This is a genomic window from Epilithonimonas mollis (genome assembly GCF_900142325.1).
GTDB lineage: Bacteria > Bacteroidota > Bacteroidia > Flavobacteriales > Weeksellaceae > Epilithonimonas > Epilithonimonas mollis.
This window is the reverse complement of sequence record NZ_FRAM01000004.1, coordinates 133,620-158,484: the sequence shown is the minus strand read 5'-3', so window position 1 is coordinate 158,484 and position 24,865 is coordinate 133,620. Positions and strand designations below refer to the sequence as shown.

Annotated in this window: 27 protein-coding genes and 1 tRNA gene; 19 read left to right on the top strand and 9 right to left on the bottom strand. The window is 34.7% G+C overall.

Annotation, left to right across the window (positions count from 1 at the left end; genetic code table 11):
* Positions 1–7: 7 nt before the first annotated feature.
* The 6 genes from BUA97_RS14915 to BUA97_RS14890 are packed head-to-tail and all read left to right on the top strand — an operon-like array spanning position 8 to position 7,238.
* Positions 8–1,474, top strand: a complete 1,467-nt coding sequence (locus BUA97_RS14915) for a hybrid sensor histidine kinase/response regulator (protein ID WP_072999745.1) — start codon at positions 8–10, stop codon at positions 1,472–1,474.
* A gap of 6 nt (positions 1,475–1,480) precedes the next feature.
* Positions 1,481–5,077 (top strand): response regulator, encoded by a 3,597-nt coding sequence (locus BUA97_RS14910; protein ID WP_072999743.1) that lies wholly within the window; start codon positions 1,481–1,483, stop codon positions 5,075–5,077.
* Position 5,078: 1 nt separating this feature from the next.
* Entirely contained in the window at positions 5,079–5,444 is a 366-nt protein-coding gene (locus BUA97_RS14905; protein ID WP_073000102.1) for a response regulator, read from the top strand.
* Entirely contained in the window at positions 5,441–6,274 is an 834-nt protein-coding gene (locus BUA97_RS14900) for a CheR family methyltransferase (protein ID WP_317041422.1), read from the top strand. Before BUA97_RS14905 ends, BUA97_RS14900 begins: the two co-directional genes overlap by 4 nt.
* 1 nt (position 6,275) lies before the next feature.
* On the top strand, positions 6,276–6,848 hold the full coding sequence (locus tag BUA97_RS14895; RefSeq protein ID WP_072999739.1) for a chemotaxis protein CheB: 573 nt from the start codon (positions 6,276–6,278) through the stop codon (positions 6,846–6,848).
* Positions 6,849–6,875: 27 nt separating this feature from the next.
* Entirely contained in the window at positions 6,876–7,238 is a 363-nt protein-coding gene (locus tag BUA97_RS14890; RefSeq protein WP_072999737.1) for a response regulator, read from the top strand.
* A 5-nt stretch (positions 7,239–7,243) separates the two neighbouring features.
* Here BUA97_RS14890 and BUA97_RS14885 read toward each other — a convergent pair.
* The 3 genes from BUA97_RS14885 to BUA97_RS14875 form a co-directional block, all read right to left on the bottom strand.
* Positions 7,244–7,315: transfer RNA gene (locus BUA97_RS14885), tRNA-Arg, on the bottom strand.
* A gap of 24 nt (positions 7,316–7,339) precedes the next feature.
* A complete protein-coding gene (locus BUA97_RS14880; protein ID WP_072999735.1) occupies positions 7,340–7,858 on the bottom strand; it encodes a helix-turn-helix domain-containing protein in 519 nt (172 codons plus the stop codon).
* 264 nt (positions 7,859–8,122) lie between these two features.
* Positions 8,123–9,175 (bottom strand): TerC/Alx family metal homeostasis membrane protein, encoded by a 1,053-nt coding sequence (locus tag BUA97_RS14875; protein ID WP_072999733.1) that lies wholly within the window; start codon positions 9,173–9,175, stop codon positions 8,123–8,125.
* 339 nt (positions 9,176–9,514) lie between these two features.
* On the opposite strand from BUA97_RS14875, the gene BUA97_RS14870 reads away from it, so the two are divergent.
* The 10 genes from BUA97_RS14870 (at position 9,515) to BUA97_RS14830 (ending at position 16,949) form a co-directional block, all read left to right on the top strand.
* Complete coding sequence (locus BUA97_RS14870; protein ID WP_072999731.1) at positions 9,515–10,618, top strand: M14 family zinc carboxypeptidase; 1,104 nt, start codon at positions 9,515–9,517, stop codon at positions 10,616–10,618.
* Positions 10,619–10,772: 154 nt separating this feature from the next.
* Positions 10,773–11,294 (top strand): hypothetical protein, encoded by a 522-nt coding sequence (locus BUA97_RS14865; RefSeq protein WP_072999729.1) that lies wholly within the window; start codon positions 10,773–10,775, stop codon positions 11,292–11,294.
* 516 nt (positions 11,295–11,810) lie between these two features.
* Positions 11,811–13,073, top strand: coding sequence for a rolling circle replication-associated protein (locus BUA97_RS14860; protein ID WP_139258347.1), 1,263 nt, complete (start codon positions 11,811–11,813; stop codon positions 13,071–13,073).
* A complete protein-coding gene (locus tag BUA97_RS14855) occupies positions 13,070–13,324 on the top strand; it encodes a hypothetical protein (RefSeq protein WP_072999723.1) in 255 nt (84 codons plus the stop codon). The genes BUA97_RS14860 and BUA97_RS14855 overlap by 4 nt, the downstream gene beginning before the upstream one ends.
* Before the next feature lie 291 nt (positions 13,325–13,615).
* Positions 13,616–14,260 (top strand): hypothetical protein, encoded by a 645-nt coding sequence (locus BUA97_RS14850; RefSeq protein ID WP_072999720.1) that lies wholly within the window; start codon positions 13,616–13,618, stop codon positions 14,258–14,260.
* A 21-nt stretch (positions 14,261–14,281) separates the two neighbouring features.
* On the top strand, positions 14,282–15,172 hold the full coding sequence (locus BUA97_RS14845; RefSeq protein ID WP_072999716.1) for a hypothetical protein: 891 nt from the start codon (positions 14,282–14,284) through the stop codon (positions 15,170–15,172).
* Entirely contained in the window at positions 15,173–15,463 is a 291-nt protein-coding gene (locus BUA97_RS14840) for a hypothetical protein (RefSeq protein WP_072999713.1), read from the top strand. It abuts the gene before it with no gap.
* Positions 15,464–15,482: 19 nt separating this feature from the next.
* On the top strand, positions 15,483–15,905 hold the full coding sequence (locus BUA97_RS14835; protein WP_072999711.1) for a hypothetical protein: 423 nt from the start codon (positions 15,483–15,485) through the stop codon (positions 15,903–15,905).
* Positions 15,906–15,933: 28 nt separating this feature from the next.
* A complete protein-coding gene (locus BUA97_RS17180) occupies positions 15,934–16,080 on the top strand; it encodes a hypothetical protein (RefSeq protein ID WP_175546214.1) in 147 nt (48 codons plus the stop codon).
* A 95-nt stretch (positions 16,081–16,175) separates the two neighbouring features.
* Positions 16,176–16,949, top strand: coding sequence for a hypothetical protein (locus BUA97_RS14830; RefSeq protein WP_139258345.1), 774 nt, complete (start codon positions 16,176–16,178; stop codon positions 16,947–16,949).
* On the opposite strand, the gene BUA97_RS14825 is transcribed toward BUA97_RS14830, so the two are convergent.
* Positions 16,933–17,277, bottom strand: coding sequence for a hypothetical protein (locus BUA97_RS14825; RefSeq protein ID WP_072999707.1), 345 nt, complete (start codon positions 17,275–17,277; stop codon positions 16,933–16,935). The genes BUA97_RS14830 and BUA97_RS14825 overlap by 17 nt on opposite strands.
* A gap of 2 nt (positions 17,278–17,279) precedes the next feature.
* The gene (locus BUA97_RS14820; RefSeq protein ID WP_072999705.1) at positions 17,280–17,828 is read right to left on the bottom strand and encodes a hypothetical protein; all 549 of its coding nucleotides are present in this window, start codon (positions 17,826–17,828) and stop codon (positions 17,280–17,282) included.
* 51 nt (positions 17,829–17,879) lie between these two features.
* Between BUA97_RS14820 and BUA97_RS14815 the strand changes: the two genes are divergently transcribed.
* From BUA97_RS14815 to BUA97_RS14800, 3 genes are all read left to right on the top strand, one after another.
* Positions 17,880–18,515, top strand: coding sequence for a hypothetical protein (locus BUA97_RS14815; protein WP_072999703.1), 636 nt, complete (start codon positions 17,880–17,882; stop codon positions 18,513–18,515).
* A gap of 100 nt (positions 18,516–18,615) precedes the next feature.
* Positions 18,616–18,891 carry a hypothetical protein gene (locus tag BUA97_RS14810; protein WP_072999700.1) on the top strand — a complete coding sequence of 92 codons (276 nt, stop codon included), beginning with the start codon at positions 18,616–18,618 and terminating at the stop codon, positions 18,889–18,891.
* Between the two features lie 500 nt (positions 18,892–19,391).
* The gene (locus BUA97_RS14800; RefSeq protein WP_072999696.1) at positions 19,392–19,898 is read left to right on the top strand and encodes a hypothetical protein; all 507 of its coding nucleotides are present in this window, start codon (positions 19,392–19,394) and stop codon (positions 19,896–19,898) included.
* 71 nt (positions 19,899–19,969) lie between these two features.
* Here BUA97_RS14800 and BUA97_RS14795 read toward each other — a convergent pair whose 3' ends face one another.
* From BUA97_RS14795 to BUA97_RS14780, 4 genes are all read right to left on the bottom strand, one after another.
* Positions 19,970–20,764 carry a glycoside hydrolase family 16 protein gene (locus BUA97_RS14795; RefSeq protein ID WP_072999693.1) on the bottom strand — a complete coding sequence of 265 codons (795 nt, stop codon included), beginning with the start codon at positions 20,762–20,764 and terminating at the stop codon, positions 19,970–19,972.
* A gap of 12 nt (positions 20,765–20,776) precedes the next feature.
* The gene (locus tag BUA97_RS14790) at positions 20,777–22,237 is read right to left on the bottom strand and encodes a glycoside hydrolase family 30 protein (RefSeq protein ID WP_072999691.1); all 1,461 of its coding nucleotides are present in this window, start codon (positions 22,235–22,237) and stop codon (positions 20,777–20,779) included.
* 164 nt (positions 22,238–22,401) lie between these two features.
* The gene (locus BUA97_RS14785) at positions 22,402–23,286 is read right to left on the bottom strand and encodes a hypothetical protein (protein WP_072999689.1); all 885 of its coding nucleotides are present in this window, start codon (positions 23,284–23,286) and stop codon (positions 22,402–22,404) included.
* A 13-nt stretch (positions 23,287–23,299) separates the two neighbouring features.
* Positions 23,300–24,853 carry a RagB/SusD family nutrient uptake outer membrane protein gene (locus BUA97_RS14780; RefSeq protein ID WP_072999686.1) on the bottom strand — a complete coding sequence of 518 codons (1,554 nt, stop codon included), beginning with the start codon at positions 24,851–24,853 and terminating at the stop codon, positions 23,300–23,302.
* Between the last annotated feature and the right edge of the window lie 12 nt (positions 24,854–24,865).

The window sequence follows — 24,865 nt, the reverse complement described above, 5'->3', positions numbered from 1 at the left end:
AAAATCTATGGTCTTAATTGTCGATGATAACCAGAATAATATATATTCATTAAAAAAGCTGTTAGAGTCCAACGATTTTCAAGTTGATACTGCCGATTCCGGTGACAAAGCACTCGGAAAAGCACTCAAAAATAGTTATTCACTCATCATTCTGGATGTCCAGATGCCAGATATGGATGGTTTTGAAGTGGCGGAAACATTGTCCGGATACAGCAAAACCAAAGATATTCCTATTCTTTTTCTTTCTGCAGTAAATACGGAGAAACGATTCATAACCAAAGGCTATAAATCCGGCGGGATCGATTATGTCACAAAACCCATCGATCCGGATATTCTGATGCTGAAGGTCAGGACTTTTTACAATCTTCAGGAAAACAGCTTGGCATTGAAGAAAACGCAGCAGAACCTGGAAATGGAGGTCAAAGGGCGGCGGGAATCACAAGCAACTATGAAGTCTCAAATCGACCATTTTCATCTGATGCTTGAGGCTTTGCCACAGATTGCATTTACACTCAATCAGAATGGGGAGGTGGATTTTGTGAATTGTAAATGGTATCAGTATTCCGAATCTGAGCAGCAATTCCCGGAAACACATCCCGATGATAAGGATATCAGAACAGAATTCGAAGAATGCAGAAAAAGAGGTAAATCTCTTGAGCTTGAAATCAGAATAAAAAACATCAAAACAAGCCTTTACAGATATCACCTGCTGAGGATGTCGCCTGTTTACGAAGGAGAGACGATCAAAAACTGGGTCGGGACTTTTACGGATATCGATGACCAGAAAAGAATCGAGAAGGAAAAAGATGAATTTCTAAGCATTGCCAGCCACGAACTGAAAACGCCACTTACCAGTATTAAAGCTTATACACAGCTGGTGGAAAGGAAACTAAAACAAAACGAGGAAAACTCAGAATTGGTTTATGTGAAAAAAACGCTGGATCAGATTGAAAAGCTTAACAGCCTTATTACAGATCTGCTGGATGTCTCGAAAATTGAAAACGGAAAACTGAAAATCAATAAAAAACCTGAAAATTTGGAATCAGTCATCCAAATTGCCATTGAAACCATTCTGCATACCAACGGATCTGATGTGAAGATAGAACGTCATGGTGTGAAACCAGATTTTCTGATTCCTTTTGACAGGATAAGGATAGAGCAGGTTCTCATTAATTTTCTGAGTAATGCAATCAAATATTCTCCTAACAATAATCAGATTATTGTAACGACTTTCAGCGATGAAAAAGAAGTACGGATCAGTGTTACGGATTTTGGTATCGGTATTCCGGCGTTCAAGCAGGAATATGTTTTTCATAAATTTTACCGCGTGGAAGAGTCCTCTTTACAATTCCAGGGAATGGGAATCGGTCTCTACATCTGTTCAGAAATTATCAAACAGCATCACGGAACCATTGGTGTTTCCAGCGAAGTCGGAGAAGGTTCCACTTTTTATTTTACACTACCATTAAATTAATCCTTTATGCCAAAGAAAATCATAAGAAATCTGCAGTTTGGCGTTGGCGTATCTCTTCTGATACTGATTGCCAGCTCTATTGCGTCTTACTTGAGTATTCAGAAACAAATGGAAAACAGGGAAAAACTCTCTGTAAGCCGAAGATCTATAACAGCGGTGAAAGATGTTCTGGTAGCTCTTCTGGATGCTGAAACAGGTAACAGAGGCTATCAGCTTACCGGAAAGGAAAGTTTTCTTGAGCCTTATAACCGGAGTGTCGAAGAATTTCCAAAAGCAATTGAAAGAGCAAAATCTTTGGATATCAATGATAAATCACAACTGCAACGGCTGGATGAGCTGGAAGAAAATATTAAAAATAATTTCAGCAATCTGAAGCAGTTTGTTGATAACAGACATAGAGGAGTTCCAATGACCCAGGAGCAGATCCAGATGAGCAAAGTCTATATGGATAACTGCAGAAAAATTGTTAATGATTTTGTAAAGCATGAAGAGAAACTTCTTGATATCAAAAACAAAGATCTTATAAGTTCTTCCAGTACTACTGTTCTTTTCATCATGTTCTCTGCCATAGCAGCAATTATTGTTACCATATTTTTTTACAGAAAAATGCGTGCTGATCTTATCAGAAGGGATAAGCTGGAGAAAGAACTTACGGCAAAAGACCTAGAGATCAGCCGTCGTGTGAATGCTATCAAAGAAATTGCAAACAGAGTAGCCAACGGTGATTACAGCCAAAAGGCAGTAGATAATTCTCAGGATGATCTGGGCGATCTAGTGGAATCTCTCAACCATATGACGGATTCTCTTAAGAAATCATTTGATAAGATTAACAGCAGCGAATGGCGACAGTCCGGACTTGTTTTGCTTAATGAATCCCTTGTAGGCAATAAATCGGTTAAGGAAGTCAGCAACGAATCTCTTAATCATTTTATAGATTATGGAAACTGCATCAACGGTGCTTTGTACCTGAACGATGACGGAAGATTGAAACTGAATGCAGCTTACGGACTGGAAGATCGCATGAAAAAGAGCTTCGAGCCAGGCGAAGGAATGGTGGGCCAGGTTTATATAGAAAAGAAAATTAAAGTATTTAATAATATCAACGATACTGATTTTGCAGTTTCTTTTGCCAGCAGCAAGGTTAAAGTTAATAGTATTTTATTGCTTCCGATCATTTTTGGAGATCAGAATTACGGGGTTGTTGAGTTGACTTCTATAGAAGATTTCAGTGAAGATAAAATTGATTATTTTACGGAAGGTTGCCGTAATATAGCGGTCGCACTAGGCGCGGCAAAAGGGAGAGAACAGGAGCAGCGTCTATTGGAAGAAACCCAGACTCAGGCTGAAGAATTGCAGGTACAGCATTCAGAATTGGAAAACCTGAATACCGAGCTGGAAGCACAGACACAAAAGCTTCAAGCTTCCGAAGAAGAGCTAAAAGTCCAGCAGGAAGAACTCATGCAGACCAATTCTGAATTAGAGGAACGATCCAAATTGCTGGAAGAGAAAAATATACTGATTGCCGAACGCAATGCAGAGATACAAAGGAAAGTCGAGGAACTCGCATTAAGCACAAAATATAAATCAGAATTCCTGGCGAATATGTCGCATGAGTTGCGGACACCACTTAATTCCATATTGTTGCTTTCAAGACTGATGGCAGAGAATCCCGATGAGAATCTCAATGAAGACCAGATAGAATCGGCAAAAGTTATTCAGAGTTCCGGAACCAGTTTACTGACTTTAATTGATGAGATTCTGGATCTTGCCAAGATAGAATCCGGAAAGATGACTCTGGAACATCAGAACATTTTGTTGAGCAACGTTGTAAAAGACCTGAAAAATCTTTTCGATCCTGTGATCAAGCAGAAAGAACTTCAGTTTATAATTAGTATTGATGAAGATGTCAAAGCTAATATAGAAACTGACAGGCTGCGACTGGATCAGGTTTTGAGAAACCTTTTGTCCAATGCGATCAAGTTCACTTCGGAAGGAGACATCACTCTAAGCATTAAAAATGATGCTAAGAAAAAAGACTTTATTGTTTTCTCAGTAAAAGATACAGGAATAGGAATCCCAAGCGATAAACAGAGCGTAATTTTCGAAGCGTTCCAACAGGCTGACGGGTCTACAAGAAGGAAATTTGGCGGTACAGGATTGGGATTATCAATCAGCCGGGAAATTGCAAGATTACTTGGCGGTGAACTGACGCTTACCAGCAAGGTTGATGAAGGCAGCGAGTTTTGTCTGATCATTCCATCATTCAAAAAAGATGAAAACGAAGTCATAGAAACAGATAAGGATCTGGTTGAGATCATCAAAGATGATACAGAAATTATCCAGAATCTTTTGTCGGATAAAGTTTCACCATTAACTGTTTTGGAGATTCCTGATGATGTAGATGATGACAGGGATTCTATCAATGATAATGATAAGGTGATTCTTATTGTAGAAGATGATACTAATTTTGCCAAAGCTCTTTTGAAATATGCACGCCTTCAGGATTATAAAGGTGTCGTGGTTGTGAGAGGTGATCTTGCTCTGTCTGCAGCTTTGCAATATCATCCTTCTGCCGTGTTGCTGGATATTCAGCTGCCTGTAAAGGATGGATGGCAAGTCATGGATGAACTCAAATCCACATCGGCTACAAGACATATTCCGGTTCATATGATGTCATCAATGCGCGCCAAACAGGAAAGTCTGATGAAGGGTGCAGTCGATTTTATTAATAAACCGGTTGCACTGGATGAGATCAATAATGTATTCAGAAAGATCGAGGAAACCATCAGAAAATCATCTCAGAAAGTTCTGATTGTGGAAGAAAATGCTAGACATGCATCGGCTTTGTCTTACTTTTTAAGCAATTATGATATTGCACTTTCGGTGGAGAATAACGTTGAGGACAGTGTTCAGGCCTTATATTCTGACAAAGTGGATTGTGTGATCCTTGACATCGGTGCTTTCCGGGGGAAAGAATTTGAAATCGTGGAATCCATCAAAAGCAATGAAGGTTTGGAAAATCTTCCTATCATTATCTTTACGGAACACAGCTTGTCCACTTCAGAAGAACTGAAGATCAAGCAATATGCAGATTCTATAGTTGTAAAAACAGCTCATTCTTATCAGAGAATTCTGGATGAAGTTGGGCTTTTCCTGCACCTTGTGGAAGAAAAAAATAACTCCGAAGAAACAAAAAGTAAAACACTTGGCTCTCTGACGGAAGTTCTGAGCGGAAAAAAGATCTTAATTACTGATGATGATGCCCGAAATATTTTCTCATTGACAAAAGCATTGGAAAAATATAAAGTTGAAGTCATCCTCGCAATGGATGGAAAGCAGGCTCTGGAACAGATCAATAAAAATCCGGAAATAGATGTGGTTCTAATGGATATGATGATGCCGGAAATGGACGGTTACGAGACGATCCGCGAAATCAGGAAAATGCCAAAATACAAAAAATTACCGATCATTGCTGTCACGGCAAAATCTATGATGGGAGACCGTGAAAAATGCATAACAGCAGGTGCGTCTGATTATATTTCCAAACCTGTGGATATCGACCAGCTTTTGTCACTATTACGCGTCTGGTTATATGAAAGTTAATATGAAAAAGAAAATACTGATCGTGGATGACGATCCGAGGAACATATTTGCGCTGAAACTTACACTGAAGTCGAAAGGTTATCCGGTAGAAAGTTCTGTTTCCGGCAAGGAAGCTATTTCGGTATTAAAAAATAATGAAGACATAAAAGTGGTCCTGATGGATATGATGATGCCGGATATGGATGGTTACCAAACAATTAAAATCATAAGAGAAACGGAATCAATAAAGAATAGTACAGTTCTAGCAGTAACAGCACAAGCCATGCCCGAAGACCGTGAAAAATGCCTGAATGCCGGTGCAGATGACTATGTAACCAAACCAATCAACGTAGATGTTTTAATAAGTTTAATTGAAAAATTATCATGATGTTAGAGTCGGGTATTATAAAAGATGAAGAAGTAGAGTATCTGATCAGAGATGTTTATGAATTGTATGGATATGATTTCTCTATGTACAGTCGTGCTTCATTTAAAAGACGGGTAAACCGAATCTGTCTGATCGATAAATTTGCAAGTTTTGCGGAACTGCGATACACTTTAATCAATGATCCGGACTATCTCAAACGATTCATAGAAGAAGTTACAGTGAATGTTACTGAGATGTTTCGTGATCCTTTTTTCTTCAAAGCACTAAGAGAAAACATACTTCCACAATTGGGAACGTATCCTTTGATAAGGGTTTGGGTGGCGGGCTGTTCTACTGGCGAGGAAGCTTATTCCATGGCAATAATGCTGAAAGAGGCCGGATTATACCAAAAATCTCTGATCTATGCCACGGATATCAATCCATCCGTTTTGGAAACCGCCCGTGCTGGGATTTTCCCAATTAGCCAGATGAAGGTTTATTCAGAAAATTATATTCAGTCCGGCGGCAAACAGGATTTTTCGGATTATTATACGGCCAATTATGACAGTGCAAAATTCGATACAAATCTGAAAGAAAAATTGATCCTTTCTACACATAATCTGGTATCCGACAGTTCTTTCAATAGTTTCCAGCTGATAATCTGCCGGAATGTACTGATTTATTTTGATAAAGCTTTGCAGGAAAGAGTTTTTCAATTATTTGACGACAGTCTGGAAAATCTTGGATTTCTGGGTTTGGGTTCCAAAGAAACACTAAGGTTTTCAAATCTTGGTAAACATTATCAGCAGGTAACAGATCAAAAAATCTGGAAAAAAGCGGCACATAATTGATATGGATAACAACAGTACAGAATTGGTGATTATTGGAGGATCTGCAGGGAGTTTACAGGTTATTTTGGAACTTGTACGACATCTCGATGCGGAACTTGATTTCCCAATCGTTCTTGTTGTTCACCGAAAGGCACAGTCAATAAGTATTCTGCAGACGCTACTGCAGCAATTCTCTACAAAGAAAGTTATCGAAATAGAAGACAAGACCGAAATCGAAAATAATATAATCTACATTGCACCGGCGGATTACCATCTTTTATTTGATTCCAAAGTGAATGTTTCTCTTGACCGATCGGAGAAGTATCATTTTTCCCGGCCTTCTATTGATATTGCGTTTTCATCAGCATCAGAAGTTTATCAGAAAAATGTTTTAGCAATCTTACTTTCCGGAGCAAATGCTGACGGCATCGATAGTTTACAATTTATAAAGAAAAATGGTGGACAAGTCTGGATCCAGGATCCTGAAACAGCAGAAGTTGATTATATGCCGAGACAAGCTGTAGAACAGGTCGATTATGATTTGCTTATCACTCCGGAAAATCTGTACCAACATATCAACCAACTAAATAAATAGGAAAGAAATAGACTTAATTAAATATATATGGACAAGAAAAAAATATTAATTTTTGATGATGACACCACTTTGCTGGAGCTTATATCAATTATCTTCGAAGATGGTGGCTATGAGGTTGACATCTCACAAACCTCGCACAATATTCTGGAAAAAGTCTCAGAATTCCATCCGGATATTATCCTGATGGACAATTGGATTCCAAATATCGGAGGTATAGAAGCAACTAAGCTTCTAAAAAGTAAAGAAGAGTTCCGCAACATCCCGGTGATCTATGTTACCGCAAATAACGATATTGAAGCTTTGGCAGCAAGTGCAAAAGCAGATGACTATGTTGCAAAACCTTTTGATCTGGATGATCTTGAACGCAAAGTTGCAAAATATATCAAATAAATTTGTAGCCTCACCAGGAATCGAACCTGGATCTAAAGTTTAGGAAACTTCTATTCTATCCGTTGAACTATGAGGCCTATGAAAATTATTGTCAAAAGTAATCAATTTTCGTAGGTCTCAAAAGTTCCGTCGTCAAAGAAAAACACAATTCTGCGTATTTTTTTTGAGAAAGAATCTTGTCTTTTTGAAAAATTCTCTAATGGCTGAGAATTGTTTATTTTATTTTCCTCTGTTGATTGTACTGGAATAACTGATTCTCGCGCTGTTTCCTTTTCTAATTTATTATCTGTTTCGGAATGACCGAATTGATCATCATTGATAAGAGAGAACAAATCCGGCAAGCTTTTTTTGACCGACTTTTTTTCTTCCGTTTCAGTAATTTCTCTTTCTTCTACTAATTCTTTGTTTTGCAACATTTCGCCTGTGCCAGTGATTAGCCAGTTCCATTCAATATCCGGAAATTTCGATTTGATTTTAGTGATGAAATCAAGGGAAGGTCTATTTCTGCCGGATAAAATGTGAGATATGCTGGAACGCTGTACACCAATTTCCTCAGCAAACTCAGCAGGAGAAAACTCCGAATATTCGATAACTTTTGTAATTCTGTCATTAAATTCCATATTACAAATGTAATAATAAAAAACACAACGTGAGTTACATTTGTAACCCTTCGATATTTACTTTTGTAAATGAACTCTAAATGACATATTTGTTTTATAAACATAACTTATTCAGTAAGTTACATATTTAATGTGAATAAATTGCTCAAAAAGAAGTTATCAGCAATTGTTTATTTTGCTGACTATTCATTTTATTCAATATTTAATAAAACACAAAAAAACCGCTTTATTTAGCGGTTTATAATATTTAATTATGAAAGAATCCTAAGCTTTTTTTGCCTTTTTTTCTGGAAAGAGTAGGGAAGTTCCGATACTTATTAGTAGTATTGACATAATAACAATCAGAGATTCAGAGGTTCCAAAGCCAATAGCTTCCAGGTAATGATGAAATACCATTTTCAAACCGATAAATGCGAGGAGTGCTGCCAGACCAATTTTCAGGAATCTGAATTTATCCACAATTCCTGCCAGTAAAAAGAACATAGATCGCAGACCTATAATTGCAAAAATATTGGAAAAGAAAACAATATAAGGATCTTTAGTAATAGAAAAAATAGCAGGAATACTGTCTACTGCGAATATCAGATCCGTGGCTTCTACTATAATCAAAACAAGAAAAAGCGGTGTCATTTTCTTTATTCCGTCCACTACCACAAAGAACTTATTTCCGACGAACTGGTTGTGAACTTTGAAATGCTTTTGCGCAAACTTAACAATTGGATGATGTTGCGGATCAATTTCCTCATCCTTGTTCCTGTCAATAAACATCTTTATTCCTGTATATATAAGGAAAGCACCAAAAACATACATAATCCATTCGAATTTCTGTATCAATGCAGCACCTATAAATATAAACAGAAAACGCATTACTATGGCACCGAAAATTCCCCAAAATAAAACTCTGTGATAATTTCTTGGTGCGACGCCAAATCCGCTGAAAACCAATAAGATTACGAAGATATTATCGACAGAAAGGGCATATTCTACAAGATAACCAGTCAGGAACTCCAATCCAAGGTTTTTATCATATAACATGATGGAGTGTTCTAGATTGTCAGGATTCACCTGGATAGGATGTTTATGCTTAGCGACTATTTCCTGAAGGCGGTCTACGGTATCTATATTATGAATATGATGGCCATAATAGGTGAGTAGGATATAAAACCCCATAGATAGTAATACTATAAAGAAACTCATCAGTCCGGCTTGCTTCAGCGAGACGGGCGCATCTTTTTTACTGAATAAACCAAGATCCAACAAAAGGATAATAACGATAAAAAGAATAAATCCTGAAAGGAATAGTAACTCGTTGCTCATTGTTTAAAATAATAGCAAAAATAGGGAATTAATTGTGATATAAGTGGTTTTACATTTGTAAATAACTATTAAAAACAGCTACAATTATGTTTAACCGATCGATAAACAAATTGTTGATTAACCTATAATATACACTTAAAGCAAATTTAAAAATTAACTTTATTTAAAAGTCATAATTAATTGATATTTAATTAATTAACTGTTTGATTTAAAAATAATTCATTCCACAAAATAATCAACAGACAGATTGACATTTGTTACTGTTTGATAATTTTACAAATGTAACAATGGATATTTGACATTAAATGTTATTTTTGTTGCAAATCAACTCATATAAAAATGAATTTCAGTTTCCCATATTTTAAAAATGTAAACTTCCCAGACCGCTATATTTTGCCTGAAAAATTATTTTCTTACCTACAGACCAATTTCAGCGATTATATAAAAGAGGTAGGTAAATCAAGTCTTGGAAAGCCGATCTACATGATGACACTGGGAACCGGACCAACAAAAATCGCAGCCTGGTCCCAGATGCATGGGAATGAATCAACTGCGACACTTGCCATGCTCGATCTGCTGGTTATATTTGAAAAACATCCGGAGCTGAAAGACAAATTGTTTAATTCTATTCAGCTGGATTTTATTTTTATGCTTAATCCTGACGGTTCCGAACAATGGACCAGGCGAAATGCTTTTGATATCGATATCAACCGTGATTTTCTCAGAAGTTCCAGTACAGAAATGAAAATCCTTAAATCAATTGTATTCAATGGCAATTACAGCTATCTGCTGAATCTGCATGATCAGAGAACTATTTTTACTACTGATGGCGTTCATCCTGCAACGTTATCTTTCCTGGCTCCATCAGAAAGTACAGAAAGAGAAATTACAGAAAACAGAAAGAAAAGCATGGCTGTAATTGCCGGGATATATTTGCATATGAAACAAATCCTTCCGCAAAGAATTGCAAAATACACCGATGAATTTTATCCGACTTCTACGGGGGATAATTTTATGAAAGCCGGGATTCCGTCTGTTTTATTTGAAGGTGGGTTTTATGAAAATGATATAGCGAGAGAAAAAACAAGAGAATTTTATACACAGGCTTTATATTTTGCTTTGAAAGCGATGTCAGTTTTAAAAGGCGATACCTACAGCTACGAAACATATCTCGATATTCCCCAGAACAAAGAATCTCACTTTGATTTGATTTACAGAAATGTAAAACTTAACACAGACTTTGAATGCATACTTGATATTGCAGTTCAATACAGAGAAATTCTTGACGAAAATAAAAATCTTACTTATCAACCAATTGTTGTTGAAGTCGGTGATCTTAATCATAAAAAAGGCTGGACAGAAATTGACTGTAGCGATAAAAGATTTGTATCGGTTAAAAAATTTCCTAAACTGGACGCTTTAATGGATTTCAGCTTTGAATAAATATTTAAAATGCTTTTAACTAAACGTAATTAATTCAATGAGTAATCTACAATAAATCAATTGATTAAAACACCTAATTTAACATAATATAAATTATAGGACATTTGTGTTCTTTGTAAACGAGTTTTTATTTTTAATAAAAAACTTTAATTACATGTACCAAATTCAGCCTGTTGATCTTTCAGAGAATTTTAAAATAATTCATGATAAGAAAAAGTATTCATTACTATTTTGTATAGGAAAATCTATACAGTTTACCTCTAAACGTGAGTGTTTTGATTTTATAGGTAAACTTTCTCAATTCTTTTCTGAAACTCTCGCAATCTGCGAGATGACTCACCAAACTATAAATACATATAGTTTCCATATTAAACCATTATCAAAATCTAATTCTGATCTTTATAATCAATATCATGAAAATTCCAAAAGAATTTTTGATTATATCAAAGAATTAAAATTTTATCAAACTGATAAAACAAAGCTTTCAAATGTTTATTTCAAATTCACTCATTTAATCGGTTTAATTCTCGATAATTGCGAGATTCTTAATAAGAAAAATAAAAACTGTGTATTAGCATACTATGCTATAATGCAAAAGCTTTCTAATGCTTTTTATCACACTACTGATAATGCTGAATATTTCTACAGAAATCAATCTTTAACACTTATAAAATAATGCTTTACAACTACGCTATTTCGGATGTGCGTTTCATTTCGCATGGTATTACAGTCCCAAACAAGTTAAAAACAGGTATGATATATCCTGTTTTAGAACTTAACACTAGTACTCTTTACTTCTACTCTATTTGTGGTCAATTCCTAACCCCTATTGGTTATCAAACAGAATTACAACCTTTATTTTCTAACCTAAAAACTAATTAGTTATAAAATGAAAGTTCTTCAAACATGCGCTCTTAAATCATTAGAATACGGTGATTATTTTCAATTCAAAGGACGTGATCAAATGTATGTTTGTATAGGTCGTTTTTCAGACTCGTCTATACATTATCAGAGTACCAACTCAGGACGACGCTATATTTCTAATTGGTGGGATAAAAATCAAAATTCTCCTGTTGAAATTCTTCAATACGGTAACTAAAAAAAAACTCATATCCCCAATCTTTCCAGAATTCTCAAGTATGTACTTGCCTAAAGAATCGGTGCAATCGGAAAAAATTAATCAGGTAGAAAAATGGTAGAATCAGTCGCAAAAGTAAAAAAACGTTCAATCGTGTATTATACACGATTCTCCAGAAAAAAGTATAACGAAAAATCATTAAATAATTTAAAACAAAATTTGAAAACAGATGAAAACAAAATGCTTCAAAAACTTAGAAATCAAAGTGAAATTGAATGTATTAACTCCTACGTCAGTACCTATAAAATGGCTTATGAGCAAACAACTCAAAAACCGCTTAAAACAAAACTGTCAAAACAGCAAGCGTCAAAGATATCCGAAATCACAAACGTTTTTATACAATCATTATTATCACAGTTTAAGCCTCAAAGTGGTTTTAATCAACGATCAGTCACATTTGCTCTTCTTACGTTACCAACACAGAACCAACATGTGTCTGATAAGAAAGTTATTTCGCAACTAGTAAAATTCATTGACGATCTGAAACGGGTAAAGAATTACATAATCTGTCCTGTTACAAAACATCAGACAAAAGATCATGCATTGTCCATTGAAAATTATATTTGGCGTGCTGAAACAACCGAAAATGGTGTAATACATTTTCATATTTTATTTGACAGTTTCATCAATAAAAACGTTTTAAAAAGGGTCTGGAATAACCATTTAGAAAAACTAGGCTTCGAACGCTCATATAATTCTGCTCATATTCATTCTGTAAAGAATCTCCGTGACTTGGGTGCTTATGTTACAAAATACTTAACAAAGGAACCTTTAAGAGATAAGTATAAACACTACACAAAAGATCAGTTAAGGAATATCCCTGATTCAGAAAAATACCGCCGTCCTGTGATTGGAAAAGTTTGGGGATGCTCAAAAGCGGTTTTGAAGCTTAAATATATCGACTTTGTTGAATCAGATCAAGCACACATTGAGGAACTCCGAACCCAAATGAAAGAATACAAATCCGAGAAACTTCCGGATTTTGTATCTGTGTATGTGGGCAATGTAAAAGAATGTTTAAAAAAATGTTCAATAAAGTTACAATCCATGTTTAAAAAATGGCATCAACGCCAGTATGAATTTTTATACAATTACAAATCTATGATAATGGAAAAATCAGATCAGATTATTACCTATGGTAAAAAAGAACTCCACAACATTTACAAATTGTTGGAAAAGCGTAACATATCTTATAATCCGTATAAGAAAGTTATCATAATCCCTACTGATTATGATTTCGAGAAAGACAAAGATTTAATGATTTTAAGAAATCATTTTGGCTACCAGTTTATCAGAGAATTAAATTTTTCATCATGAAAAATAATATAACCTGGTATAACAAAAACTTTCGTTTTGTTTTTAGTCCAAATTCTTTTATAGCTTTTCAAATTGACTGTGAGTTTGATATTATTAACTCAGATCGTTTTTTAGTTGGTGCTCGTCAACTTTATAAATATATTACATGGAAAAACGCAGAAATAGTATTAAAAAGCGCTGAAAATATGAAGACAGATAAAACTACTATTAAATTCAGAAAGTACGGTAAAATAGAAATTTATGTAAAATAACTATGAAAAATCAATCATTTACAATAGATGAATCTTTCAAAGTAAAGATAATAACAGCAAAAGATATTCAATCTTTGTCAGAAGTAAGTTTATCAACTGCAAAGCGAATTTATAAGTCTATAAAAGAAACTTATAATATAAAAAAAGTTACTATGTACTATTACATCAGATATTATTGTCTCGATTAAAAAAGTATCAAAAAGACTCAAAAAGGCTCAAAACGTATCAAAACGTTCAAGCCTTTTTTTTTATGTCTAATCTTTGTCATTTAATTAAACAAATAATAAAATTATGATTCCACAAAATGTCGTTTTAATGGATGTGCAAACTGAAAACTCAATGCGTGGCACGTTTGCAGGTAATGCTTTATCTCATGTTATAGACGTAAAAACTAGGTCTATGGGTGTTATTTTAAATAAGGCGTACAAAACATTATCAAATGTTCAAGTAAAACTTATTTCAACTGATCTTCCTGATAAAGTATTGTATAATCTTTCTGGAAGTTTGTTACAAAAGGTTACTCAAGATAAAATGGATTATCTTTCTCTTTCTTCTGAGCAAAATGCTTTTATTCCTTTTTCTTTAACTGGAAATTTGGACCTCAATGACGATTCGTATATCCAAATAACTATTACTGTTGCTGTTGCTACTGTTATTACTTATGATACTGTTGTTTCTGCTCATGTTGGTTCCTCTCCATTTTTTGTAAAGGAAAGTTCTGGTGTTGAGTTTGATTCTCAGTTTTATAATCAGGTTGTTTTTCCTGCTGGTGCTTTGCCGGATGTTCGTTATAATCATCTTGGAAAATCTGTAAGAATACCGCAATTAGTTACTGCTCAAATGTATGCTGTTTATGGTGTTTCTGTTTTAGGTCTTATTCCTAATACAACTTATACTTTTTCCGAAGAAAGTACATTTTATTTGCTAGAATATTAATCACTAAAATTTAAAAAAAATATGGGTTTTGGTGATGTTTTAACAGGTGGCGGTACTTCCACAACAGGCGGTCAAAGTACTATTAGTTCTTCCCTTTCCGGACTTGCAAATACAATTTTTCCCGGTCTCGGTTCTCTCTTAGGTGGTATTTTAAATGGTTTAAGATGCCTTGGAAATCAGGCTGTAACAAACGCGGATTATAATGCCTGGGAAAATGCTTACGCCGGTTTGATTAACACGGTTGCTGCCGATGGTCAAAGCAATATTTCTGCTATTCAGGGCGCAATGGATGATATAGAGTATTATCTATACAGGTGGGTTAACGTGGATATGCCAAAATTAGTTAATCCGTGCTCGAAAGAGTTGCAAGGTAAATTGATAGAGCTTGCAAAAGCTACTAGGCAAGCGGTTTGGGGTGTATATAACTTGGGTCCTACATATCAAAAGAATATTAACGGATATACAGTAACATGTACTCGATTATTGAGTAGAAAACAAGGCGTATCACCTTCGACTACAACAAATTCTCCAACAAATCCCCCTTACAATCCTCCGGTAACAAATCCTCCTACAAATCCTCCGGTTAATACCAATACAGGAAATACAGGAAGTGGTACAACACAACCGGATATTACGCCTACTACTGGTGTAGGATGGGAAACAGTAGAAACCGAAAACGGTGACGGTACAAAAACCTTAACACAATTTAATAATGGTGTTTTTGTAAAGCAGGTTACAGTACCTTCTTCATTGGCGTCATCTTTAACAGGTGATCCAATTGATATCAATGGAAATATAGGCGGATGGACATTTGGGGTTTCAAACGGACAAAATAACCAAATGATGTATATCCTGGGCGGTCTTGGTGCATTGGCTGCTATATTTATGCTAACAAATAAAAAACGAAAATAAATGTCAACAACAAATTTAATGTCACGCGGTGAGCAAGCTAAAGCTGCCGCAGTTGATCAAACTATTAAAGTAGCTACCACTACTACGCTTGCTCCGGAACTTCCGACAACAACTACAACCAGTTCCACAACATCGATTGTAGATAAAGTAAAAGCTTTTTTCCTTAAACCAATTAGCGCAGGTTCAAAAATTCTTATCTGGCATGTTGCTTTAGGTGCTGTCGTCGCTTTTATTCTATATGTCGAAATGGTCGCAGATCGTAAAAAACAGAGAAAGTTAAAATTTTGGTAACCTCTAAATAATAAATATTATGTCAAGTTTTAGAAATTATAATAATTCTAATAATTCAAATTGGAATTCAAACAGAGGTAACGGTTACAACCGTTCAAATTCTTCCGGTGGCTATGGTCAAAAGAAAAAGCGTTCTGGTGCTAAATTCACCCGTTATGTTAATGGAAAAGGTGACCAAATGTATTTAACAACCGGCTGGAAGGTTACGAAAAACGGTCTTATTTCGATCAAATGTACCACTACAAAAGATTCAAAAGAATCTGATAAAGGTTGGTTTGGTTCTGTCGCTTGCACCTTTGTAAATGTTCAGACAGGTGAGACTAATTTTCATTGGGGAACTATGGAAGCCAAGACCGGCAAAGTAGTAATTGACCGTATGGCTATGGTAATCAATCCAAGGGCTAAAAATGGTGGTTATGCCGGGACGTTTATTAAAAAATAATTATTAACCTAAGTACAATTAAAAAGCGATGAAAAAGTTACTTGACGTTTTCAATTTCTTGAGAAAAAATCTTCCGTTAGTGAAGTACTACGCAAATGCCATCATTCATTTTATCGATATGCTCGATGGTGTACAGGACTGGCAAAAGAATAACCCTCCACCTGAAAAGAAATAATTTTTTTCTTAATTAATAAGTGTTGAAAGCCTAACCCCGTAAGGTTAGGTTTTTCTTAAAAATTAACAATAATAAAATAATAAAATATGTTTCCAATGTTTCTTTTACTCGGTTTTAAATCTGCTGAAGAGTTAGCCGTAATGCTTGGATTAACACAAAATACACTTTTACAGCCTATGAAATATCGTGATTTCGAAATAGATAGACAGGCTTATGATTTAATCTCTTTTTTTGAGGGTTCTAAATTAAATGCTTATAAGGTAAATGGTGAAAAACTTTATACTATTGGTAATGGCTCAACTTTATTGCTATTACCTAATGGTCAAAAATATAGAGGACACGGTAATGTTTTGGCAACTGATACTATTTCTAGTTTGCGTCAAGGTATGGGATTAGTTTCAATGTCTGATCTTGATTTTATGTCTTATTTAATGAAAACCCATATTAAATATAGTCCTAGTTCAAAATATATGATTCGCGCTGTTCCTAATTTAGAAGCTATTAAATTACCTTTTTATCGTGAGTTAGCTATTTCTTTAATTGATGCAAATTATATGAGTGGTTCTATTTTTAGTAGTGTTTCTTTTTCAATTTTTTTATCAGTAATTGCTCAAAATCCAAATAATAGAAAAGTTATTGCAGCTGCATATCTTCAAATGCGTTATAATTATATCCGTACTCTTAACGCTTGGGGTTCTTTAGTCCGTCATGGCTGGATGATTCGACTTTATGCTAATGCTCGTAATATTGAGTTTGGTTTATACGATTATAAAAAAATAGGCGCTTCATTTGGTAGTGAAACGCCCTCTAGTCGTGCTTTAATGATTAAGAAATGTTGGGATGAATATGGTGTTAAGGTAGTTTATTAAAATTTTCATATTCTTTAATTAAATCTTGTTTTGAAAATGTTAAAATAATTTCTCTATCATTTCCATGCCAGTTTTCGTAAACAAATAATACTTTATTTAAAAATTCTTTTGAGTTTTTGTTACTAAAACCAATTGCTTTTTTATAGTTGTGTTTTTCTCCGTCAAATATTTGTTTATAAGTAAACTTAAATTGAGATATAGGAATTTTTAATTTTTTTCTAACATCAGAATTTTTAAATGCTATTAATGCTTCTTTTTTGTTAACGTCTTTAGATTGACTAAGTGTTAAAATCGGTATAATTAATAAAATTAAAAGTAAATTTTTCATTTTTATGGTCTTAGATTTAGTATAAAATTACAGTCTTTTGTATCTGTCTCGTTGCTTAATAATCCTGTTTTCTTTGTTATAAATGTCATGTTTTTATAAAGAATTCCTTTCTTATAATTTAAACATCTTGCAACTTCGGTTACATATTCTTTAGGTATTGAATTTTTATCATTTTTTATATCTGTTGTAATTGCTTTTAATACTTCATCTGAATAATCTGCTTCCATATTCATTTGTTGAGGATAAAATCTTTGACCTATTGTTAAAAGTGATTCACATTGTAATTTAATTTTTTGTTTGCATTCATCACAATTATCCCAAGGATTTGATTTAACTGTGTTATTAAAAATTCTCATTGTATTAAAATTATATCCAAATGCATATTTTATACATTTTCCATATAATACTACTTTATCTGGTTCATACTTAAAATTGTTGTGGGCATTTGTTAATAAAACTTTTTCTCTTAAGTCTTGAAAGTAAAAATCTTTAGACTGAGAAAAACCGATAGTAAAAGCCGAAAGGCTAAAAAGTAATAATAATTTTTTCATGATTAAAAAGTTAAAAATTTGTTAAAATAACTAATTCAAATAATATTCCAAATGTATAAAAATAGACGTTCAGTCAAAAAAAATAATTCATCTTCATCCTCTGCCGACTGGCAGGGGTTGATCTACTACTCTATTATAGGGGTTTTACTCTATATTGGATTTATGGCCATCCGTTCATTATCCTTAGGAACTGGTAACAAATCAAGTTTTGCAGATTGGTTCAAATCAATCTTTGATATCTTTTCAGCCGGAACCGGCTTTGGTGATTCTGATCAAACTGTCAAAGGAAATGATAACTCGGGTTTTGAAGATACCGTAGATCAGCAAGGAAACGGACAGGATTTGTACTCTGGTACAATTAGAGATTATGAGTATTTCAAAGCAAACGAATACTTTGGAAACTATCCACGGCCAACCAATGGAACTTATATCGCAAATTATGATAGATTAATGCGTGACCTCGATTTAATAAGATTAAATTATGGTTCTGCTGTTAAGATATCCTCCGGGTATTTAGCTTCCGATATCGCAATTTTCAAAGAATGTAAAGGCGCACATATAAAACCCTCAAACGGAAATAATGAAGCTTTAAACAAAGTTGTTGTTGCTCTTAGAAATTCCGGACAACTAAAGGGAAGTTCTGTTTATTTCCCTGATACTGGCGAAACTCGCTATTATATTAAATAACCTCAAATCAAATAAACAATGAAAAATATCACTAAAAAAGATTTAATAATCTTCGCTTGCCTTGCATTTGTATTTTACAAACTAAACGGCATTAAGTTTAATGTACAGGGAAAAAGTCCAGACTGTGGATGTCAATAATATGGAAGCTTTAATTAAGTTTGTAAACTCTCACCCTTTGAGTACAACCTTTGCAATGGTATCTCCAATGGCTATTCCTCCGCAATACCATTTAGTGTTTGCTCAATTGCTTTTACAGGTTGGTATTTTCGGGATTGAATGGCTTTATAAAAAGTTGAGGGTTAAAGCTAGAAAAGCCGACTATGAACAGTCATTTGATGAGTATCTAAATGATAAAGACCCTACCGAAAAAAGGTAAATGAAATGGAAAATATTTGGAAAAATAAGAACGATTATTCTATTATCGTATTTGATCAACAAAATAATCAGATATGTAAAATTGAGTATTGCGACAATCTATACAAAGCTAGTATTTGGCTCAACAATTCAAAATATAGAGATTGGTCCTACTTTAATTGCTATAATCGACGTTCTCAAAACTTCCTAAAAAGATATCATAAAGGACAATTTATCCCTGCCAAGCCTCGTTAATCGGGGCTTTTTGCATTTTTTTTTTTTTATCTTTTTGAATAATAATTTTTTATACATTTACACCTGTAAACACTCATTTACAAAACAACACACTTTTTAAAAGTTGTTAACATTGGATTAAAATTCTAAAAATCAATCTATTACTATTTAACAATTTATAAATTATAGGACTTTTTATAATTACAATATTTATTCTTTTGTTATGCTCTAATCCATGAGATTTTGGTATAATATTTTCTCATTAGTTATTATTCAAAATAAACTGATATGAAAAAGCTTTTTTTTATTTTATTAACGATTTCACTTGTTATGTCCTGTGAAAAAAATGATGGAAAACAAATGAACGTTGAAAACAGAAAACCCGACACACTGGCGATTCATGATCATGAGAAAAATGTGATTGAAAATAAGGAAAATACAGATTACTGCTATCTGAATGTAATTGGAAAAGATTCTCTGATGATGAAATATAAAATTACAAACGGAAATGTGTCCGGTAAACTAATTTACAAAAATTTTGAAAAAGACTCATCCACAGGTGATATAAGCGGAAAAATATCAGGTGATACTTTGAAACTCAACTATAAATTCGCTTCTGAAGGTATGATCAGTGAACAGGAAGTTTATTTTCTCCAAGACAGCGGCGTTTTACTGGAAGGTATTGGCGAATATTCTGATAACAGCTCTTCCCAGCAAAAATATCTATCAGGGAAATCCGTTAATTATTCTAAAGGTCGCAGATTGGCACCGGCTGACTGCAATGTGATAAAATAGAAACAGCAGCGAAAGCTGCTGTTCTAAAAAACCCTTAAATATATAATCTGTAAAGAATTATAATTGGTTAATCATTGATCATCTCTGAATTTGTATATTCTGACATAATCAATTAAAAATTTTTGTGGATATATGCTGGAATCCAAACCTTCTTTCCCACCCCATGTTCCGCCAACAGCCTGATTTAGTATCAGGTAAAAAGGACTGTCAAATGGCCATGCATCTTTACCTTCTTCTGATTTAGTATAAGTGAAATATTTTATATTATCAACGTATATGTCAATCTTTTGCGGTGTCCAGTCGGCTCTGTAAATGTGAAATTTCTGCGTTGCATCTTTCACAAATATGGTATCTGTTTTCTGAGTGCCCAGGACATGGTTATACTTTTTCGTATGAACAGATGCATGGATAAAACCTTCGTTGTAGCCAACATGTTCCATAATATCGATTTCGCCGTCGTCCGGCCATTCTTTCATATTGTCACTCAGCATCCATATTGCAGGCCAGGTTCCCTTTCCTTTTGGTAATTTTGCACGGACTTCTATACTTCCATACTGGAAAGGAAATGTTTTTTTTGTAATTAGTTTTGCTGAAGTATAATCATTTTTTTTCCATTTTTCTTTTCTGGCTTCGATGATAAGATGACCGTCTTCTACCCTTGCATTTTCTCTACGCTCTTTGGTATAAAACTGAAGTTCATTGTTTCCGAAACCATGCCCTCCGGTTTCCAATGTCCATTTGGTATCATCAATCTCAGGTTTTGAGAATTCGTCCTGCCAGATCAGAACACGATTATCTTTTATACTCGAACAGGAAATTGAAACAGATAATATAAGGCTGCAAAGAATCGGGAAATAAATTTTCATTATTAAAAATGTTTAAAAGACAAATGTAGCTACAGTTTTAGCATTAATCAGAGTGGCAGCATTTTTATTATTGTACCTGATATTGAAATTTTCAATATTATCACCTTCATTCAGAACTATTAATGCAACTTTTCCGTCCGGTCTCAAGAATGCAACCGAACTAAGATTTCCGGGCTGTGTAGAGGCAATTCTCTGAGAACCCTGTGGAACGAATTTGGAAGCCTGAGCGATGATATAATAAGCCACATTTTTTGTGAATGTCCCGCTGGAATTAATGGTAACAGCTCCCTTGCATTCTGTACAACCGCCTGTTGTATGAGGATTGAATGAAGCATCATTAGCAAGATTCCATTCCAGAGCCACCTTACTCCAGTTTCTTGTGGAACCGATGATTACATTTTTGATATGCCAGATAAGGTCACCTGCGAAAGATGAATTGGAACCTGTCCATTGTTCTGTGAAGTAAAGATTCTTATCAGGATAAGCCAAATGAACATTGCTGAGAACATTTATATTTCCTGCATATAGATGGAATGCTGAGCCATCGACATATTTTGCAGCTTCAGGATCTGCAAGGATATCCATTGGATAATCTGGCTTGTCGCAGTTATGATCGTAAAGGATGATTTTTGTGTTGATATTTGCTGTTTTAAAAGCAGGTCCTAGATGATTTTTGATAAATTCTCCCTGTTGCGCAGAAGTCATGTACATACTGGGATTATTTCCAGGATGCAAAGGCTCGTTCTGAGGAGTAATCGCATCAATTGTGATACCTTGAGCTTTCATACCTTGAATATATTTAACAAAATATTGGGCATAAACACTGTAATATTCAGGCTTAAGACTTCCGCCTATACTACTTCCGTTATCTTTCATCCAGACCGGAGGCGACCATGGCGTAGCAATGATTTTGATACTTGGATTGATAGTCAGAATCTTTTTTAGCATATCGATGACAGCCTGATCTTTTGACATAGAAAAATTTGCTAAAGTCAAATCAGTCTGGCCAGCTGGTAGATCATTATAAGAAAAAACATCTGAGTTAAGATCAGACGCGCCAATGCTCAGTCTCAGATAACTCACACCGATAGAATTTTCCTTGTCAGAAAAAAGATCCTGTAACAGTTCTTCTTTTTTAGTAGCAGATAATTGATTGATTACCTGTACACTCCCACCTGTCAATGTATAACCGAACCCATCAATAGTCTGGAATTTTTGTCCCAAGTCAATATCAATAGTCTGATAATTATTGGAAGCGTTTTTGAAAAAAATATCAGGTTGTTTCTGAAGTTTTGCAGTTTCATCAGCTTTGGTGATCCAGACACTTGCCGCGGCGTAATTGCTGTTGTCTTCTCCATTATTTTCAGGATTGCCTGTCTGGTCATCCACACTATTGCTCTGACAAAATAAAAGAGAGAAAAAGCTCACACCAACAAAGAATAATTTGTTTGGAAAAATTTTATTATTGTACATTTTTATTAGATTTTTAGGAAATATTCTTTAAAGATTTAAGGAAAATTGTTTTGAAATCTTGGTTTCACCACAGCTTTCTTAAAAGTTACAATATTTCGTATTAAAAAAGAAAAATGAAAGAGGCTATTACACCCCTTTCACCCTAAGAATATGATAAGAAAAAATTAGTTCACACCTCGGAATTCTACACTGGTAATAGAAATTCCGTCCTTCATATCATTACCACCGGATCTGATGGCAAAATATGCTGTACCTGTTTTAGTGGCTGTGAAAATACCTTCAGGATTATTAGCATTCTTGGATCCGACAACAGATATCTTTGCTTTATCAAAAGGGTCTTTGCCACTTCCTGCCCAGGTATTTATACCTCTTAACCAAGTAGAATCATTTCCGTCACCAGTATAATCTTCATTTGCAGTTGGTTTTTTATAACCGACGTAGATTTCAAACCAGGAATCTGATACACCGGATTTTGAACTTACGATAGCATCAGCCTGGTATTTTGTGCCTTCAACTACTTCTACAGCCTGATACATAACATTTCTGTTCCATCCAGACGATGTAAAAGTTGCACTCTCAGTTCCCCAAGTCCAAAGAGCTGTGCTAGACGGATTTGGAAATGTTAAAGTCCACATAGCAACATCAGCTGCATCTGCGAATTTACCACCTTTAATAAGGTTTCCAGCCTTTGGATCCCGTACAGGCACTGTAATGGTCTGGCTGGCTGTTCCGCCAACAATACCACCTTGTCCGATAATCTGATGCTTGATTTCATATTTTCCTTCATCGGGTAAGAAAATGTCATAAACATTTGGACCGGGAGAAAATGTTCCGATATTCAGATCCCATTTTGACTGAATGTAATTATTATTCGATGCCGTTAACCTATAATGGTTTTCAGATGTCTTTGTTACTGTGAAAGATGCATCTGAGTTGGTCGGAGTAAGTCCGTTTCCATCGCTGTCTATTGTATCTGGTATACAAGATGAAGTTGTTATTGCAAACGAAAGAACGAGTAATAACTTATTGTTAAATATTTTTGTTTTCATAAATCTATGCTTATTAGTAATTCTGATTTTGCTTTAAAGCTGTATTCAATAGCTCTGCATAAGGAATTGGTAAAACTTCATTTTTGTTAGTTACAAATCCTTTAGATGATAAAGCAGAAGGAGCATCTCCCCATCTTACCAGATCAAACCATCTGTGGCCTTCGCCGGCCAATTCTTTTCTACGTTCATCTTTTATTGCCTGCATACTAACCGGCACTGATGGAAGTCCGACCCTTGCTCTAACAGCATCAAGTAATGCTTGTGCCCTTGTACCTGTTCCTCCTAAGGATTCTGCTTCCATAAGATAACTATCTGCTAAGCGTATTACTATGTAATTCTGTCTAAAATTAAGTTCCATTGAACCAGGAAGATCAGATACTCCTTTTCTGAAAGGTGCATATTTTTTGAGAAAATAACCTGTATCAGCATAAGCTGGCGAATACGTTATTTTACCATCAGTTTGTAACTGTTTTGCATTTAGTATAGTAATATCTGCTCTCGGATCATTCTGCATAAAATTAAAAAGATTTTCACTTACCGTATTAAATGCCCATCCAGATACTATATCAGGTGCATTACTACCCGAAGCCAAATTGTATGATCTTGGACCTGTCATTATACAAATAGAGTTACCTTCATCTTTACCTTGACCCCAAAAACTCCAGTCTGACATACCTGCATTAGTATACACCGCTTCAAGTATTGATTCACTGGTAAACTTATTATACTCATATTTACCTGGAGATACCTCAGAAAGTTCAAAAAGTTTATTATAATTGTCTACTAATTTGTAACCATATTGACTGGTCTGTCCAGGTGTACCATTCACTTGTGCAAATTGAGCCGCTGCTTCTGTATTCTTTTTGTCGTACAAATAGATTTTTCCAAGTATTGCTCTGGCTGCTCCTTGGGTAATTCTACCATTCTCAGCACCTCCTACAGTCATTGGCAAATCATTTACTACTGCTAGGATATCATTTTCAATTTGATTATAAACCTCCTGCTTAGGTGTTTGAGGTATGTTCCAGTAATCATCGTTCGAGCTAATTCTCTTTAAAATGAGTGGAACATTCCCAAACATCTTAACAAGTTCAAAATAGTATAGTGACCTTAAAACTGTTACTTCCGCTATAATTCGTTTCTTAAAATTTTCGGAAACAGGAGCATCAGGCATTCTCTCTAAAACCCAATTGGCATTAGCCACACCTTGATAAAAATCTTTCCAGTAGCTAGCAGGCATAATGATAGGATTAATAGTATAATTATTAAATCCTTGGATGCCGGCACCATCTGTTGAACTACCCCCACCAGCATAAAAATCATCAGAGCCAGCGTTAAAAAATGTTACCATATTCTCGAATCCACCAGCATATTTTTTCATTTTATCGTACACAGATGCTGTTGCGCTAAGACACTGATCTTCTGTCTTGAAATAATTAACATCATCGAATGAGCCTATGTTTTCTACATCGCCAATGTAATCCCCTGTACAATTTATACTTCCAAGACTTAAACCTGTAAGCATAATGACCGAGAAAGTCTTAGATATAATTCTTTTATTTTTCATTGTTTTCTAAAT

Coding starts and splice junctions, on each gene's coding strand:
- BUA97_RS14820 (WP_072999705.1), bottom strand. CDS start 17,828: ATGAAAAAATTATTATTACTTTTTAGCCTTTCGGCTTTTACTATCGGT.
- BUA97_RS14860 (WP_139258347.1), top strand. CDS start 11,811: ATGGTAGAATCAGTCGCAAAAGTAAAAAAACGTTCAATCGTGTATTAT.
- BUA97_RS14895 (WP_072999739.1), top strand. CDS start 6,276: ATGGATAACAACAGTACAGAATTGGTGATTATTGGAGGATCTGCAGGG.
- BUA97_RS14800 (WP_072999696.1), top strand. CDS start 19,392: ATGAAAAAGCTTTTTTTTATTTTATTAACGATTTCACTTGTTATGTCC.
- BUA97_RS17180 (WP_175546214.1), top strand. CDS start 15,934: ATGAAAAAGTTACTTGACGTTTTCAATTTCTTGAGAAAAAATCTTCCG.
- BUA97_RS14910 (WP_072999743.1), top strand. CDS start 1,481: ATGCCAAAGAAAATCATAAGAAATCTGCAGTTTGGCGTTGGCGTATCT.
- BUA97_RS14825 (WP_072999707.1), bottom strand. CDS start 17,277: ATGAAAAATTTACTTTTAATTTTATTAATTATACCGATTTTAACACTT.
- BUA97_RS14815 (WP_072999703.1), top strand. CDS start 17,880: ATGTATAAAAATAGACGTTCAGTCAAAAAAAATAATTCATCTTCATCC.
- BUA97_RS14845 (WP_072999716.1), top strand. CDS start 14,282: ATGGGTTTTGGTGATGTTTTAACAGGTGGCGGTACTTCCACAACAGGC.
- BUA97_RS14870 (WP_072999731.1), top strand. CDS start 9,515: ATGAATTTCAGTTTCCCATATTTTAAAAATGTAAACTTCCCAGACCGC.
- BUA97_RS14875 (WP_072999733.1), bottom strand. CDS start 9,175: ATGAGCAACGAGTTACTATTCCTTTCAGGATTTATTCTTTTTATCGTT.
- BUA97_RS14810 (WP_072999700.1), top strand. CDS start 18,616: ATGTACAGGGAAAAAGTCCAGACTGTGGATGTCAATAATATGGAAGCT.
- BUA97_RS14890 (WP_072999737.1), top strand. CDS start 6,876: ATGGACAAGAAAAAAATATTAATTTTTGATGATGACACCACTTTGCTG.
- BUA97_RS14790 (WP_072999691.1), bottom strand. CDS start 22,237: ATGTACAATAATAAAATTTTTCCAAACAAATTATTCTTTGTTGGTGTG.
- BUA97_RS14900 (WP_317041422.1), top strand. CDS start 5,441: ATGATGTTAGAGTCGGGTATTATAAAAGATGAAGAAGTAGAGTATCTG.
- BUA97_RS14785 (WP_072999689.1), bottom strand. CDS start 23,286: ATGAAAACAAAAATATTTAACAATAAGTTATTACTCGTTCTTTCGTTT.
- BUA97_RS14835 (WP_072999711.1), top strand. CDS start 15,483: ATGTCAAGTTTTAGAAATTATAATAATTCTAATAATTCAAATTGGAAT.
- BUA97_RS14850 (WP_072999720.1), top strand. CDS start 13,616: ATGATTCCACAAAATGTCGTTTTAATGGATGTGCAAACTGAAAACTCA.
- BUA97_RS14905 (WP_073000102.1), top strand. CDS start 5,079: ATGAAAAAGAAAATACTGATCGTGGATGACGATCCGAGGAACATATTT.
- BUA97_RS14830 (WP_139258345.1), top strand. CDS start 16,176: ATGTTTCTTTTACTCGGTTTTAAATCTGCTGAAGAGTTAGCCGTAATG.
- BUA97_RS14915 (WP_072999745.1), top strand. CDS start 8: ATGGTCTTAATTGTCGATGATAACCAGAATAATATATATTCATTAAAA.
- BUA97_RS14780 (WP_072999686.1), bottom strand. CDS start 24,853: ATGAAAAATAAAAGAATTATATCTAAGACTTTCTCGGTCATTATGCTT.
- BUA97_RS14880 (WP_072999735.1), bottom strand. CDS start 7,858: ATGGAATTTAATGACAGAATTACAAAAGTTATCGAATATTCGGAGTTT.
- BUA97_RS14855 (WP_072999723.1), top strand. CDS start 13,070: ATGAAAAATAATATAACCTGGTATAACAAAAACTTTCGTTTTGTTTTT.
- BUA97_RS14795 (WP_072999693.1), bottom strand. CDS start 20,764: ATGAAAATTTATTTCCCGATTCTTTGCAGCCTTATATTATCTGTTTCA.
- BUA97_RS14840 (WP_072999713.1), top strand. CDS start 15,173: ATGTCAACAACAAATTTAATGTCACGCGGTGAGCAAGCTAAAGCTGCC.
- BUA97_RS14865 (WP_072999729.1), top strand. CDS start 10,773: ATGTACCAAATTCAGCCTGTTGATCTTTCAGAGAATTTTAAAATAATT.